Genomic DNA, 14,418 nt, shown 5'->3' with positions numbered 1-14,418 from the left:
GCCAAGCAGTTTACGCACCGCGATAAATCCCGCAGGGATTTACGCTTAACGCGGGGTGGAGCAGCCCGGTAGCTCGTCAGGCTCATAACCTGAAGGCCGCAGGTTCAAATCCTGCCCCCGCAACCAAATTCCCAAAACTCCCGAAGCAATCGCTCCGGGAGTTTTTTGTGGTCGAGCGATATGGTCTACCGGTTCTGTGCCGGAGGCTGCTTGTCGGTCCAGGTGGGCGGCATCCCGACCTGAGAGGCTGCAAAGTCCACCAGACCGGGCGACCGGCCGAATTTCTCGCAGGCAGGGTATTTCGGCTTCCCACCAAGTCCGGATTTGATCCTCTGCCCCGACGGGATTTTGGGGAGACCTTTGAAAGGTGTCTTGCCGGTGACGAGCATCTTGGAAAAATCACTGCCGAAGCTCGCCGCAAGCGAATAGGCGTCCCCGATCTGCGAAACGCGCGCACTGGTGGTCACGAAGTTCGCTCCCTTTGCCCATACCATCGCACCGACTTGCTTGCCGTCCCTTGTGGTTGCCTCGGCCTCTACGGCAAGACCTCCAAGCCCGATAGGCAACCGCGGGACGGGCACCGGAGCGACGAAGTTGGCTCCGAGCGACGTTGCCGTCGACAGGCCGGCCACCACGGTATTGGTCGGCACGATGCGGGTGATGGTGGCGTGAACGACGAGATCCGCATCCGCTTTCCGATCCACAACCATGAAACGATCACTGACGCCGACGCAGAGGGCGCGGCTGATCACATTCGCGACCAAGGCGCGATGGGAAGATTTGCTGATGGATAGTGCAGCACCGTCCGAAACCTTCGTTGGCTCGATGTAGATCGTTCTGGCGGGCACAAGATCGGTTGGCGTAACGCGATAATTTGCCTTGGTCATTCGCCCGTTGTTCGATGTCAAGCTGTCGTAGGATGTGAGTGAACTTGCCCGTTCGAGCGGCACGGCGGCGCAGCCGCCGAGCAACAACGCAAGGAGAGCAGGCGCAATCAGCCGATGGCACGGCTGGATGCCTGCCAAGCCAAGGCGGGGATGTAACATTTCGTTCTCCTATTGGGATTGGGGGGAGGTCGGTGCGGCTATCGCCACTGTGCCGTCTGTGCGGCTGTGAGCGTGTCGGCGAACGAAGGCCTGTCTTTCCACAGGCTGCCGCTCGCCATTTTTGCGTATCCGAGGTTGAAGACCGCACGCATGTAGTTGGTGTTGAACGGATCGGTCATATTGTAGGCGAGCTGCGTATCGATCGAGGCCACGCGGAACCGAATGCCGCTCCTTTGGGCATAGATGTAGGTGGCCACCAGCGCGCTGCGTGTCTGCGCCTTGATGAGGGAGGAATTCGCCCTGGCCATGACTGTAAACGTGTTGTTCGTGGTGGTTGAAAATTCAGACATCAGTGCGTTGTTGATGATGATGTACATGTTCAGCTTCACGCCCTTGGGCCACTCGACCGTGTCCGAATTGGCCATCCATCCCTCCGGAACCGTCAGGATTTGGGACGCAGCGCCTCCGTCGGAGTGCATTTCCTCGAAGGACTGATCGCCTGACTTTGCCTTGATGAGTACCGCTGGATAAAGGCCCGGGATGCTTGCCGAGGCGATGACAACATCGCGGAAGAGTTTTAGCGCGTCGGGCCGACCGCTGTCGGCGATGGCGCCCATGTTCCAGATCACCGCTCTCTGGGAATCGAGGTTCGAGGTCAAGACAAGCAGGCGCCGTCCCTTGCGATGTTCTGCGGCAATCTTCGCCAGTACCTCCTGCGTCAGGTACCGCTCGACCATCGTTCTAAGCGGCTTCTGCTTCAGGAGGCTTGCGCCGAGGAGGCCCTTGGGTAGGAAATCGGCATCGACTAACGTCTTGGCGACACCGCTCGTGTACAATTCGACGAGGATGTTGTCATAGGCGGGACCGAGGAAGGCGTAAGGTGCGATCAGTGCGCCGGTGCTGACGCCGCTGACAATGTCGAATTCGGGCCGCTGTCCCCTATCCGACCAGGCCTTCAGCGCGCCCACGCTGAACGCGCCTCCGGCACCACCGCCCGACAACACGAGGTAGTTGACTTCCTTGTGTCTCGGGATGGGCAACCATGCACGTGTTTCGGGCAGGTTCCGGCTTGTGTCCGCATAGATACGAATATCGCCGAACCCCTCGATACCGGCGGTCGCGGCAGCTTTCGGCCCATAGGCAATACGGTCCGGCGCCATGCAACCAGCAAGAAAAGCCAGCAGGAGGATAGCTATCACGCGATACACGGCTATAGCCTTGCGCCGGGCGAATGTCTGGAGGAGACGTTGAAATTTCCACCGACCGTACAGCCGATATCATCCGCGGATGTTGCATGCGGACTCCATGATGGACCGATCGCCCAATGCGGCGGCCCCACCAGATAACCTTTGAAATGCACCGTAACTTCCCTCGGAATCGAATCTGGCGGTATCAATGCAGAGTTCGTCGTTGCCTTGGGTTTTATAATGTTAAGAGTCATTGGCCGCAGCGATTGGGCGTCCACCATCGGGTCGGCAGCAGCGTCATGGATCGCCGAGGCCTGGCAGTTGTCCATGTCGCGGCCGGCTGACGAACAACGGCTATGCATTCCCGATTGATATCCCGCAACAAAACTTCATCGATCGCCTTTGTTTCGTCCCTGTTTTGACATCGCCCGGTTGCTTGCCGCGGTTATCGATCCAGACAGCAAAACGGGAGGTCGTTATGACCGATGATGAGATGACGATTGCCGAGGTCCTGAAGGATCCTCTGATCCGGCTAATGATGCGGGCAGACCGGGTGTCTTTGAGAGAGATGGAAAAACTGCTTCGGGAGGCGGCATTGGGGATTCCGCTGGCCTTCTCCGAAGACCGCCGGGGTGACATGCGCTACCTCGTCAGGCCGGCAATCCTTGAGCCGAAGTTGCCGTCGATATCATCAGCGGCACCAGCTGATCGGCAGCGCGCGTGACCATCATCGGGGATTTCGCCAGCATGTGGTGACTACCTCTGCTTGACGAGAGCCTCTTGCGCTAGCGCCTGTTCTTTCGCAGATGAGGCCTGGCTGCTTCGATGCGGTGCGGTCTCCACCGGCGGCAATTGTAGCGTCACTCGCAGACCATGCGGCAATATGTTTTCAAGTAGCAGCGAGCCACCGTGGCCCTTTGCGATTTCATCGGCAATCGAAAGCCCCAGCCCAAAACCGCTGCTGGAATTGAGTGACCGGGCCTCGTCAACCTTGAAGAAGGGCTCCAGGACCTTGTCCTCCAGCCCTTCTTCAAGGCCTGGGCCGTTGTCGCTGACAATTATTACCGCTCCACCCTGCGGGCTATCGCGCAATTCGACAGCTACCTTCGTGCCGAACCTTACCGCGTTCTCCACGATATTGGTGATAGCCCGTATGAGCGCCTTTTGTTGACACACGTATCCAAACCGCTCGGGTCCGCAGTAAATTACGTCATGGCCGAGGTCACAAAATTCCGACGCGATAGTCCGCAGAAGGCTGGAAATATCAACCTTTCGAGGCGGTTCGGCTGTAACGGTGCTGCTTAAATACTGAAGGCTTTCCTCAATCATGGTGGTGAGGTTGTCAATATCCGCCAACATTGCTTCCCTGGAGGCGGGGTCCTTCGAACGCTCCACGCGCATTCGCAGTCGTGTCAGCGGCGTCCTGAGATCGTGGCTCACAGCCGTCAGCATCCGTGTGCGATCATCGACCATTTTACGGATGCGGTGACGCATGTTGTTGAGTGCCGTCGCAAGTGTGCGAAGTTCCCTGGCGCCTTCGGCGGTGAATTGCTCTTCTTCGTTACCGTCCAGGCGCAGTCGCTTTGCCGCGTCGGCAAAGCGGACGAGAGGCGACGTGATCATGCGGCTTATATAGAGCACCAGGAGGAGCATCGGCAGCATCAGGATGTTGGCTTTGGCGATGAACTCGAAGACTGCGCTGAAAGACGAGGGGGAAACATCGGCACCGGCGAACCCGATAACGAGAGCACGGTGCGCGTCAAGGCGCACCGCAACCGTACTGTGTCCCCCGCCGTCCGAACTGTCTTTAAGAACCACCACCTCAAAATCGGCAGGCAAGACATCCTGAAGCGCGTCCGAGATGAGGGGATCACCCGTTTGACGCGCCAATTCGCTACGGACGTCGCTCCATGGCAGAACCTTCAATTCGAAATTGCCGGAGGCGCTTGCCCTCACCAGATGCTCGATTTCGTCGTCATTTCTGGCGCTTCTGACCTGATGCACAAGCAGCTCGATTTGAGCGCCTTTGCCCATGAGCATTTTTTCATTCTGGAAAATGAATGGCTCAGGGAGAACAGCGATAAGAAAGATAACGAGCAGCGGAACAATAGATGCGAACACCATGAATTGGGTTCGTATGGATGCCCTGCGCAAGCGGCCAATCATGGTGCTATCGCAACCTCCGGAGTGAACACATATCCGCCCAGGCGCACGGTTTTGATGAATGTCGGCTCCTTGTAATTCGGTTCGATTTTCTGCCGGACACGACTGACATGGACATCAATGCTGCGTTCGACAGGTCCTGCAGAGCCTGCGTGGGTACGGGCCAGTATTTCCTGGCGGTTCATTACCTGCCGGGGGTTCTGGCAAAACACCAGCAGCACATCAAATTCCGCCGTCGTGAGCGACACATGGAAACCGTCGCGGTCGGTCAATTCTCGCGTGACCGGGTCGATCCGCCAGCCCGCAAACGTCATGGGTGCCTGTTGTGGCTTGACCTGCGCTGAATACGACGACCGCCGCAGAAGCGCCTTTATCCTCGCCAGAAGTTCCCTGGATTTGAACGGTTTCGTGACGTAGTCATCGGCGCCCAGCTCCAGTCCGACAACCCTGTCTATCTCTTTCGTTCGCGCCGTCAGCATGAGGATGGGTATCGTATCAGACGACCTGATTCTTCTGCATATGCTGAAACCGTCCTCACCAGGCAGCATTCCATCCAGCACTATAAGGTCGAATTCCTTCTTCTTCAGGACACCGTCCATTTCGACCGCAGACCCGACCGCCTCTGCGGCATAACCCGCCTCCTTGATCAGATCGATCAGCATACTGGCGATATCCCGATCATCCTCGACGACCAGGATTCGGGCTGACCCTTGTACAAGAACATTGGACGCGACGTTATTCATAGGCTTGGCCATTTGTGCCGGAATTCCGATTATCAGTTAGCTCGTTTCGCAGCATGGTTGTCAGCAACAATTATGTTTAATTTTGTTTCTGCGGTTCCGCCACGGACTCTGAATCGATGGGTTCGTCACTGGCGGTCAGCCTCAGTCTTCAGTTCATGGACCACGGCCTCGCGGCGATCGTCCTTCCCGAAGCTTCGCGTTAGAAGCAGCAGGAAATCGTCGACAAAGGTGAAGATCACGGGAATAACGACGAGGCTGAGGACAGTGGACGTCATCAGGCCGCCGATGACGACGATCGCCATCGGCTGACGGAAGCTTGCATCGCCGCCGCTGAGGCTCAGGGCCACCGGAAGCATGCCGCCGCCCATGGCGATCGTCGTCATGACGATCGGGCGCGCGCGCTTATGGCAGGCGTCGACCAGGGCGTCGAAGCGCGCGAGACCTGCGCGTCGCGACATGATCGCGTATTCGACCAGCAGGATCGAATTCTTCGTCACCACGCCCATCAGCATGAGCAGGCCGATCAACACAGGCATGGAGAAGCTCGTGCCGGTCAGCACGAGCGGCAGCAGGGCGCCGCCCAGCGATAGCGGCAGCGCCATGAGGATCGTCAGCGGCTGGAGGAAGTCATGGAAGAGCAGCACCAGAACCGCATAGATGCAGAATACGCCTATCCCCATGGCGATGGCGAAGTTGTCGAAGAGTTCCGAGCTGCGCTCCAGTTCGCCCTGTTCGACGAGCCTGACGTCGTCCGGAAGGTTTTGGAGGGCGGGCAACGCCTGCGCTTCGCGATAGACGTCGCCGAGGATGCGGCCGTTGAGTTCGACCGACAGCGTAACGTTTCGCGAGCGGTCGATGCGGCTGATCTCGGACGGACTGCCCCCGATGCGGATGTCGGCGACCGAACCGAGATCGACGCTGCCCCTGGCGCCGGCAACGCGGAGATTTGCAATGTCGTCAAGCGTCGTTCGGTTGCCGGGATCGAACCGGACGCGGATGGGAAGCTGGCGCTGGGGCAGGTTGAGCTTGGCGAGCGAGGAGGAATAATCCCCGCTCGTGGCCACACGAACCGCTTCGGAAATCGCTTCTGCCGTGACGCCGAGGGCGGCGGCGCGATTGAGGTCCGGGACGATCTGGACGTCCGGGGCCTGCAGGGAGGCGCTGGACGTCACTGCGCCGATGCCTCGAAGGCCTCGCAGCTGTTCTTCGAGTGCTCCCGCCGCCCGGTCGAGCGCCCCGGAATCGTCGCTGGCGAGTGTTATTTCCAGCGTCGTACCGTTGCCGCCCGTACCCACTTCGATCCTGACGCCCGGGAGAACTGCGAGCGCCTGCCGGATGTCGTTTTCGATCTCGACCTGCTTGCGGCTGCGTTCGCCGATCTTCTTCAAATCGGCGACAAGCGAGGCGGTCGCCGTATCGACGGTCGTCGAGGAATCGATCATGTCGTCCGACGAGGCGCTTCCGACGGCGGAAAACACCCGCGTGACGTCCGGCAAACCGGAAACGATACCTGCCGCCCGCCGCGTCATGGCGTCTGTTTGTTCAATCGGGCTGCCGGGCTGAAGCGTAAGAGTGACCTTCGTCTGCGAATCGTCGGATGCGGGCAGGAAGCCGGCGCTGAGCATGGTAATCGTCGAGAGCGAGAGCCCGAGGAATATGCAGACGCCGAGGACCGTCAGCTTGCGATGGTGCAGGCAGGTTTTGACGACGGCCATGTAGGCGCGCATGATCGCGCCGTCTCTCTGCTCGATCGGACGCGCCTTCATCAGATAAGCGGCCATCATCGGCGTCAGCAGGCGTGCGACGACCAGTGAGGCGAGAACGGCCACCGCCGCCGTTATACCGAACTGGCGGAAGATCAGGCCGGGAATACCGCTCATGAAAGCGGTCGGCAGGAAGACCGCGACGAGCGTCAAGGTCGTTGCGACGACGGCAAGGCCGATTTCATCGGCCGCCTCGAGCGCCGCTCCCTTCGGAGTTTTTCCCATTTGCAGGTGGCGTGCGATGTTCTCGATCTCAACGATCGCGTCGTCGATGAGGATGCCGACCACGAGCGAGAGGGCGAGCAGCGTCACCGTATTGAGGCTGAAATCCGCCAGATACATTACGAGAAAAGTCGGGACGACCGAGAGCGGCAGCGCCACCGCCGAAAGCAGGGTCGCCCGCCAGTCGCGCAGGAAGAGCCAAACTACGACGACAGCCAGGATTGCACCTTCATAGAGCATGTTCATGGAGCCGTCGTAGTTTTCGATGATCGGCCCGACCGTGCTGTAAGCCTGGACGATCTCGACATCGGGGTTGGCTGCGGCAAAGTCCTGCATGGCCGCTTCGATGGCGGCCGCGACGCCCGTATCCGAAAAGCCGTTGGATCGTTTCACCTCGACAGCGATCACGAGTTCGCCATCGAGATAGGCGATCGACGAGCGGTCGGCAAAGCTGTCCGTCACCGCGCCAATCTCGGCCAGCTGCACCAGCTCTCCGCTCGGAAGCGGGATTGCGAGCGCCTTCAGCTCCTCGACCGAGGAAACCGCCCCAAGCGTGCGGATCCCCTGCTTGCCGCCGCCGATCTCAGCCCGGCCGCCCGATGTGTCGGCCTGGACGGACTTAAGTTGCGAGGAAACGGTCGCCGCGCTGAGGCTGAGGGCGCTCATGATCTGGGGGTTGAGGTCGATGTGCACTTCGCGCTCGATGCCACCGATCCGGCTGACCTCGCCGACGCCGGGTACGGAAAGAAGGGCCTTCGTCATGTCGTTGTCGATGAACCAGGAGAGTTCCGTCTCGTTGAGGCGGGCGGAGCGCACCGCGTAGGTGAGGAGGGTGGAGCCTTGCACCGTCACCTTGGTCACGCCCGGCGCCTGCATCTCGGAAGGGAGGTCGCCGCTCGCACTATCGACGGCATTGCGCACCTCGTTCAGTGCTTCCTCGCTGTCCTTTCCCAACTGGAACGAGACATTGATGATGACCGATCCGTCCGTGACCGTCGTCGTGATGTGGTCGAGGAGGCTCAGCGATGCGAGCCTGTCTTCGATCTTGCGCGCGACTTCCGTTTCGAGTTGCGCCGGCGCGGCGCCTTCAAGCGAGGCGCTGATCTTGATCGTCGGCAAGTCCATGTCGGGAAAGTTCTGTACCGCGAGCCGGTCGAAGGCGATCAGGCCGCCGACGGTCAGCAGGATGAACAGCAGGATGGCGGGAACCGGATTGCGGATCGACCAGGCGGAGAAGTTCATCGTGATTCGCCCTTTTCGAGCTTGACGAGCGCGTCTCCAGCCACCCGGACGAAGGCCTTGTCCGAAAGGAAAGCGCCACCCGCCGTCACGACGTCGGTCGAGCGGTCGAGGCTAGAGAGGATTTCCACTTCACTGCCATTGCGGCGGCCGGTTTCCACACGAATGCGTGACGCGCGTCTGTCTGCATCCACGGTGAAGACGTAAGCGATGCCGTCACGCAGGACGAGCGCCGTCTCGGGCACCGTGAGCGCCGTGGTGGTCTCAAGCTCGATCTGACCGGTGACGTATAGACCGATGGGCGGTCGCGCCGCCGCCGGCAGCGCCACATAGGCGAGCGCCCGGCCGGTATCGGTGCTGACCGTCGGTGCGACAAGCCGAACGGTTCCTTTGATACGTCGATCACCAGGACCGACGATCGTGGCTGTGAGGCCTTGCCTGATGCGAGGCAGATAGCGCGCGGACACTTCCGCCTGCCATTCGACGCGTTGCTGGCGGATCATGCGGAACAGCTCCGTGCCGGAGGAGACGACGGCGCCGAGCTGGGCCGAGCGGGACGTGATCAGCCCATCGTCCACGGCCAGGATAGTCGTCTTGGCGAGCTTGATCTTCTGGCTTTCCAGCAAGGCTTCGGCGGATTCCACCCCTGCCATCGCCGTCTGTTCGGCGATCAGGTATTCGTTGATCTTTTCATCCGACAGCACGCCGCTTCCCTGCACCTTGCGCGCCCGGTCGGCATTCGCCGTCGCCTTGGCGAGGTCGGCCCTGGCGCTTGCCAAGGCGGCCTCCTGGTTACGCAGTTCTGCACGCACGGCTTCGTCGGCAAGCCGGACGAGGGGCTGACCCTTCGAAACGACCGATCCGACATCGACAAGGACGGCGGTCACGCGCAGGCCATCGATTTCCGCAGCGATCACCGCTTCATGCCAGGGCTTGAGCCAGCCGCTGGCCGGCACCGTTTCAGGCCATCGGCGTTCTGCGGGATTGGCCACGGCGACGGTAAGCGCTGCCGCCTTGTTCTGTTGCGCAAGCACAGGCTCCGCTGCGGAAGCAAGGTTTGCGCTCACGAAGAGGGCGAGAAGAAGAGTTGTCGGTCGCATCAGTTGAATCTGCTTTTCTGGCATCGCGCTTACTGCCCACATTCGTCAGCCGCGATTTCATGTCCGAGCCATTGGGCCGGCCCGCGGCTCCAGACCCGGCCAGCTGGAATGCCTGCTCGCTGGGAGGGAATGACCGCGATGTGGAGTTGACGGCGAGAAGCCGAGGATAAGAGACCGGCGAGCGGGAAGGATGTCGCCGGCTTTGCCGTGTCCTGCCGAGCTCCTAGAACTTGTATCCGACCATCAGCATCGCAGACGGCTGCACGTCGTTCTGCACGATTGGACTATCCTTCGCATCGCCGGTCAGGAAACCGACCGCTGCCTGGCCGCGAATAACCCAGTGCTCGGTCGCCATATACGTGACGGACGCCTCGATATCGAAGCGTTTCAGGCCAGCGCCTGCCTCGTATTGCCGCAATCCCGATCTCGCAGACTGGGCAGCGGTTACCCCAAAATAGCTTTCCATGTGGTTGTCGTCGGCGAACGTCGCGGAAGCGCCCGCGGAAAGAATAAAGCGGTCATAGTGATGCGAGACATTCGCACCGACCTGACCGATCAGGCCGTCGCTGCCCCCGATTGTCTTGTCGACAGACGCATAAAATTCCAGCGGGCCCATTTCATACGAAAGCTGCGCTCCGACGACGGCGCCGGCGTCGATGTCGCCCAGTCCCTTCAGGTGATCGGAATCATCTTCATCGCGCCCGCCCCCCATGTCGTAACCGCCTTTCACCGTGAGCTTAACGCCGTTGGACTTCAGCACATCGATTTCCAGCCCGCCCGGATCGACCGTGACGCGATCACCGAAAGTGGCGGAAATCATGGGAATGGGGACCAGTTCGAACTCGTCGGATCCTTCGAATTTGGGTGCATACATGACTCCGGCGCCGACCATAACGTTCCAGTCGGAAAGCTTCTGGCGTATCCCGCCAAACCGTCCCTTGTCGAAATTCGTTGTCGCGGGGATAGCAGCCTCTTCACCTTCGTAAGGGTCAGCAGCGCGTGCCTGGGTAAGGGGGCAGGCGACAACCGCGAGCCCCGCAGCGATGGCGACGCGCCGAGGATGGCTTAAGAAGGACTTGGTGAATGACATTCGAATTGGCTCCTGGGATCCGGTAGAGAGTTTTCGGCGTGCAGGTGTAAGCCCGACGCGCCAGCCTCTTGCGGAGCGCACTGTCCCAGACGACGCCGTTAACTTGGGTTTTGTGATGTTAAGAAATGTTGTCCCAGACGACGCCGCTGAACCGCGGACGGCGGCCGCAACAAAATCACACAAAACCAAACACACTCTTGCACCGGCAAAAGCTAGGTTTTCTCATCTCCGTATGAGGAACTCGCTATGTCTATCGAAACCACTCACCCCAAGAGAATTCTTGTGTTTCTGCCCGTGGCGGCGGCCAATGCGATCGTCGCGATGCTGGCGGCCCATGGACATGAGTCCGTTGCGGTGTCGACGTTTCCGGAGGCTTTTACGGCACTCCGTTCGGACAATTATTCCTTCGCCATAACGACCCGACCCGAGATCGATCTCGTGCGGAATATCCGCTCCATCCCGGTGGTCAATCTCGAGGTTTTCTTCCACACGGAGCCTTCCGGCGATGGCCCGTTGATAACGTCGAAACGGTTCGACAGCAGCGCATTCATGAAACGGATCGAGTTCCTTGTTCAGCCTCTGGCAACGAGAGTTGAACACGCTGGCATCGAGCAAACAAAGAATGAAGGGATGCGAGAACCGATGGCGCCCCGATGGCGGGTGGCGTTGAAGTCCGTCTTTGGTTTGCTGCGTCGGCGAGAAGGATTGAAGGATGTTCGATCCTGAGAGGCTTACAGCGGCCGGCTTCAGTTCGGCGATAGAGGGAAGCAGCAAAAGAAGAAGAATAACCGCAGCCGGACAGGAGCCTTGGACGATGGAGCTCTGGCGCATCGCAGTTCCACGGCAGGAGCAGGCCTTTTTCGGGATATGTCTTTTGGTTCACTGGCTGATAAGCGCCGCCTCGTTGAGCGGGTATATTATAGTCGTTCTGTTTCTGATCGTGGCGGTGGGCCGGCTTGTGCGGCATGCCGCGACCCTGTTTGCATCAAGACTGCCAAGGAGGTCGCAACGCAGGCACTATATCGTGCTGTGTACGTCAGTGGCCTTCTTTTTCCTGCTCGTTATGCGAGGTTGTTGCCTCGCTGCTGTGATCGTGGACGTCGGATTTCATTCCGATCTGTTTGAAGCCCGTGGCGATATCGGTCAGCATTGACGAGCAGCCAGATTGAGTGCCGGGGGGTCTTCTCGCCATCGGCGCTGACCGCATCACAGTTCGTCGAGCCCTTCATTCAGCGTCTCGATGTGGCGTAGCCGCTTTCTCCCCTCGACGCCCGCCTTCTCCAGGCATCGGGTGATCAGTAGATGGCAGAGGGCCATGACCGCCGTGTGGTTGAAGAGTGGACCGGGTGCCAGGGTCTGGCATTGGAAATGCCAGGTTGCCGACGTCTCGAACGCGGCACCTTCGTCGGTGATGTAGAGAAGCTTCGCTTTTGACTTCCGGAGCTGGGCAAGGATGGCGTCCACCTGAGCGATCCTCCGGCGCATGGCGAAGAATACGACCACGTCGTCTTCCCGCAGGCTGACAAGATGTTCTCCAAGCGTCTGCCCTGCGCCGGGGATTGCGACGATATCCTCGATGACCTGGGTCAACTGCCATTGCAGGTAGGAGGCAAAGGGATGGCTGCTCCGGAAACCGAGCACCCAGACTTTCCGCGCCGCAATCATCGCTTCCGTCACGGCCTCGATCTGGCCCTCGGAAATGGAAAGGAATGTTGCTTCAAGATTGGCGACCCCCTGGGCGACATGTGCCTGCATCGACTGGGCGGCCGCGGCGTCGGCGGCCGCCGTCAGGAAGAGCCGGGAGCCGGTCTGCTTTTCGGCCCGGGCATGGCGGCGGGCTTCCTCGTAGTTTTCGTAGCCGAGGCGATGGATGAAGCGCGTCACCGTGGCCTTGGAGACATGCGCAAGCGCGGCAAGCTCCTGCGCCGAATAGCTGGCAAGCTCGCCGGGAAAGTCGCAAACGAACTCCCCCAGGCGCTTCTCGGCAGGGTGCAGCTGGGGAATTGCCTGCCTTACGCGATACAGGAACGATTTATCCTTCGGCACGGGAAGCTCCGCCAAGACATCAGCGCGCGGACTTTCCGGTGGGATGCCGCGACTTGCAACAGAAAAAACGATCCCTCCGTGGCATTGCCTGGGAGATGCTGCCATCAGTTCGCCCTCGAGCCGACTTCAGGAGGATGGGCGATCCGGGAAAGCAACAGTTCGACAGCGGAGCGGATAGGCGCAATCACAGGTGAAGAGAGAGCCCGCTGAAGATCGTCTGCCGCCTGGCCCAGCGGGCCGCCACCGATGATGACGGCTTCAGCGCCATCCCGTTCGAAACATTCACGAACCGCGATCTCAAGGGCCGCGTGCAAACGCGCGGGGGCGGAGGCAAGGACCAGCGGATCGCCGCTGGTCAGCCGCGTCCCGGTAAAGAGGTGGGCAAGGCCAAGCGTTTCAGCCTTGGCGGCAAAGCTCGCCATGAGGTCGGGGGTGACAGTCGCGATGCCGAAACGCCGGCCTCCGGCGGAGGCTTCGTACATGCTCGCTTCGCAAATGCCGACGACCGGCAGGCTGGACAGGGCTTTCAGGCGCTCGAGGCCCGGATCGCCGAATGCACTGACGATCAGCCCATCGCTAAATTCCTCCGCGGCCAATCCCATTTCGACGACGCCGCCGGCCGCTGCGGCAAGCTCCTCGCCATTCAGGATCATTGGCACGCCGCGCGTGGCCGTGACGCCCTCCACGGAGAAATTTTCCGGCAGGTATTTTCGGGCGATCTCGGTCATCATGACCGTCGTCGCTCGGGAGGTGTTCGGATTGATCAATGTGATACGCGTCATGCCTCGTTCCGCGCGCGATTGCACGGACGCCCTCCCCGCCTTGTCATCGTCCCTCATCATCTCCGCCGTTTAGGCACATTGCACGCAAGCGACGCTGCCGGCCCCGCCGACCGACATCAAGGCCGGCACTTCCGTGCGGCAGAGATCGGAAACCTGGGCGCAGCGCGGTGCGAAGGCGCAACCGGGCGGCATGGCGGCCAGGTCCGGCGGTGCGCCGGGAATGGTGATCAGCCGGTCGCGTCCGTGGGCCAGTTCGACGCGGGCTCCGAGCAGCCCCTTGGTATAGGGGTGTCTCGGTTCGCGGATGATGTCGGCGACCCTGCCTTCCTCGACGATCCGCCCGGCATACATCACCGCAATCCGGTCCGCGACTTCCGCCGCGACGCCGATATCATGCGTGACGAAGATGACGGAGAGCCCGTATTCCTTCTGCAAATCGCGGATCAGCAGGAGGATCTGGATCTGGACCGTCGCATCGAGGGCCGTGGTCGGTTCGTCGGCGAGCAGGACCTTCGGATTGCAGGCGAGCGCCATGGCGATCATCGACCGCTGCAGCATGCCGCCGGACATTTCATGCGGATAGTTTTGCAGCCGGCGCTCCGGGGAGGGGATCTTGACCTTCTGGAACAGAGCAAGCGCGCGCGCCGCCGCTTGCGAGCGCGGGATGCCCTCATGCCGCATGATGGTTTCTTCTATCTGGCGGCCGAGCGTGTAGACCGGGTCGAGTGCCAGCCGCGGCTCCTGGAAGACCATCGAGGCGACGGCGCCGCGAAAGGCACCGAGATCCTTGGTCGTCAATCCCGTCACATCGCGGCCGGCGACCGTCATCGAGCCTTCGATCGTCGTGCCTTTGGGGTGCAGGCGCAGCAGCGAGCGCATGGTGACGCTCTTGCCGGACCCGGATTCGCCGAGCAGCGCAACAACCTCGCCCGGCTGTACCGAAAGGCTGACGCCGTTGACGGCTTTGACGGGCTTTCGGCCGCGGTTGAAAGTCACCGAAAGATTGCGAATATCGATCATCGCGGCGGTTTGCATGG

13 protein-coding genes and 1 tRNA gene are annotated in these 14,418 nt (G+C 60.6%); 4 read left to right on the top strand and 10 right to left on the bottom strand.

Translation table 11 applies throughout. The features are described from left to right. Positions 1-49 precede the first annotated feature (49 nt). A tRNA-Met gene (locus C5J22_RS23645) sits at positions 50-126 on the top strand. Between the two features lie 59 nt (positions 127-185). Here C5J22_RS23645 and C5J22_RS23640 read toward each other — a convergent pair. Beyond that, the gene (locus tag C5J22_RS23640; RefSeq protein ID WP_245440514.1) at positions 186-1,025 is read right to left on the bottom strand and encodes a DUF3313 domain-containing protein; all 840 of its coding nucleotides are present in this window, start codon (positions 1,023-1,025) and stop codon (positions 186-188) included. Between the two features lie 59 nt (positions 1,026-1,084). Continuing rightward, entirely contained in the window at positions 1,085-2,254 is a 1,170-nt protein-coding gene (locus tag C5J22_RS23635) for a patatin-like phospholipase family protein (RefSeq protein ID WP_105440239.1), read from the bottom strand. Between the two features lie 457 nt (positions 2,255-2,711). Between C5J22_RS23635 and C5J22_RS23630 the strand changes: the two genes are divergently transcribed. Further along, entirely contained in the window at positions 2,712-2,957 is a 246-nt protein-coding gene (locus C5J22_RS23630) for a hypothetical protein (RefSeq protein ID WP_105440238.1), read from the top strand. Between the two features lie 32 nt (positions 2,958-2,989). On the opposite strand, the gene C5J22_RS23625 is transcribed toward C5J22_RS23630, so the two are convergent. The 5 genes from C5J22_RS23625 to C5J22_RS23605 form a co-directional block, all read right to left on the bottom strand. Beyond that, positions 2,990-4,357 (bottom strand): HAMP domain-containing sensor histidine kinase, encoded by a 1,368-nt coding sequence (locus C5J22_RS23625; RefSeq protein WP_245440513.1) that lies wholly within the window; start codon positions 4,355-4,357, stop codon positions 2,990-2,992. Positions 4,358-4,395: 38 nt separating this feature from the next. Then, positions 4,396-5,151: a response regulator gene (locus tag C5J22_RS23620; RefSeq protein WP_105405012.1), complete on the bottom strand. Its 756-nt coding sequence runs from the start codon at positions 5,149-5,151 to the stop codon at positions 4,396-4,398. Positions 5,152-5,264: 113 nt separating this feature from the next. Further along, entirely contained in the window at positions 5,265-8,366 is a 3,102-nt protein-coding gene (locus C5J22_RS23615) for an efflux RND transporter permease subunit (RefSeq protein ID WP_105440236.1), read from the bottom strand. After that, entirely contained in the window at positions 8,363-9,466 is a 1,104-nt protein-coding gene (locus C5J22_RS23610; RefSeq protein ID WP_172746763.1) for an efflux RND transporter periplasmic adaptor subunit, read from the bottom strand. Before C5J22_RS23610 ends, C5J22_RS23615 begins: the two co-directional genes overlap by 4 nt. 220 nt (positions 9,467-9,686) lie before the next feature. Further along, the gene (locus tag C5J22_RS23605) at positions 9,687-10,553 is read right to left on the bottom strand and encodes a MipA/OmpV family protein (protein ID WP_245440512.1); all 867 of its coding nucleotides are present in this window, start codon (positions 10,551-10,553) and stop codon (positions 9,687-9,689) included. Positions 10,554-10,799: 246 nt separating this feature from the next. Here C5J22_RS23605 and C5J22_RS23600 point away from each other — a divergent pair, with 246 nt between their 5' ends. Together C5J22_RS23600 and C5J22_RS23595 are read left to right on the top strand one after the other, a co-directional pair. Next, a complete protein-coding gene (locus C5J22_RS23600; protein WP_105440234.1) occupies positions 10,800-11,279 on the top strand; it encodes a hypothetical protein in 480 nt (159 codons plus the stop codon). Further along, positions 11,266-11,706 (top strand): hypothetical protein, encoded by a 441-nt coding sequence (locus C5J22_RS23595; protein WP_245440511.1) that lies wholly within the window; start codon positions 11,266-11,268, stop codon positions 11,704-11,706. Before C5J22_RS23600 ends, C5J22_RS23595 begins: the two co-directional genes overlap by 14 nt. Positions 11,707-11,759: 53 nt before the next feature. Here the strand turns inward: C5J22_RS23595 and C5J22_RS23590 are convergent, their stop codons facing one another. The 3 genes from C5J22_RS23590 to C5J22_RS23580 all read right to left on the bottom strand — a co-directional run bounded on the left by C5J22_RS23590 (position 11,760) and on the right by C5J22_RS23580 (position 14,416). Then, entirely contained in the window at positions 11,760-12,599 is an 840-nt protein-coding gene (locus C5J22_RS23590) for a MurR/RpiR family transcriptional regulator (RefSeq protein WP_105440249.1), read from the bottom strand. Between the two features lie 104 nt (positions 12,600-12,703). Next, entirely contained in the window at positions 12,704-13,381 is a 678-nt protein-coding gene (locus tag C5J22_RS23585) for an aspartate/glutamate racemase family protein (protein WP_105440233.1), read from the bottom strand. Positions 13,382-13,450: 69 nt separating this feature from the next. Continuing rightward, a complete protein-coding gene (locus tag C5J22_RS23580) occupies positions 13,451-14,416 on the bottom strand; it encodes an ABC transporter ATP-binding protein (protein WP_371412662.1) in 966 nt (321 codons plus the stop codon). Between the last annotated feature and the right edge of the window lie 2 nt (positions 14,417-14,418).

Origin of the sequence: Neorhizobium sp. T25_13 (assembly GCF_002968675.1) — a bacterium.
Taxonomy (GTDB): Bacteria; Pseudomonadota; Alphaproteobacteria; order Rhizobiales; family Rhizobiaceae; genus Neorhizobium; species Neorhizobium tomejilense.
Note: the sequence above shows the minus strand (reverse complement) of the source record. Positions and strands in the feature narration are given on the sequence as shown.

What these genes read in the sequence shown, in the direction of transcription:
- C5J22_RS23630 (WP_105440238.1), top strand. Translation starts at nt 2,712, where the DNA reads ATGACCGATGATGAGATGACGATTGCCGAGGTCCTGAAGGATCCTCTG.
- C5J22_RS23625 (WP_245440513.1), bottom strand. Translation starts at nt 4,357, where the DNA reads ATGGTGTTCGCATCTATTGTTCCGCTGCTCGTTATCTTTCTTATCGCT.
- C5J22_RS23620 (WP_105405012.1), bottom strand. Translation starts at nt 5,151, where the DNA reads ATGGCCAAGCCTATGAATAACGTCGCGTCCAATGTTCTTGTACAAGGG.
- C5J22_RS23615 (WP_105440236.1), bottom strand. Translation starts at nt 8,366, where the DNA reads ATGAACTTCTCCGCCTGGTCGATCCGCAATCCGGTTCCCGCCATCCTG.
- C5J22_RS23605 (WP_245440512.1), bottom strand. Translation starts at nt 10,553, where the DNA reads ATGTCATTCACCAAGTCCTTCTTAAGCCATCCTCGGCGCGTCGCCATC.
- C5J22_RS23600 (WP_105440234.1), top strand. Translation starts at nt 10,800, where the DNA reads ATGTCTATCGAAACCACTCACCCCAAGAGAATTCTTGTGTTTCTGCCC.
- C5J22_RS23595 (WP_245440511.1), top strand. Translation starts at nt 11,266, where the DNA reads ATGTTCGATCCTGAGAGGCTTACAGCGGCCGGCTTCAGTTCGGCGATA.
- C5J22_RS23585 (WP_105440233.1), bottom strand. Translation starts at nt 13,381, where the DNA reads ATGACGCGTATCACATTGATCAATCCGAACACCTCCCGAGCGACGACG.
- C5J22_RS23580 (WP_371412662.1), bottom strand. Translation starts at nt 14,416, where the DNA reads ATGCAAACCGCCGCGATGATCGATATTCGCAATCTTTCGGTGACTTTC.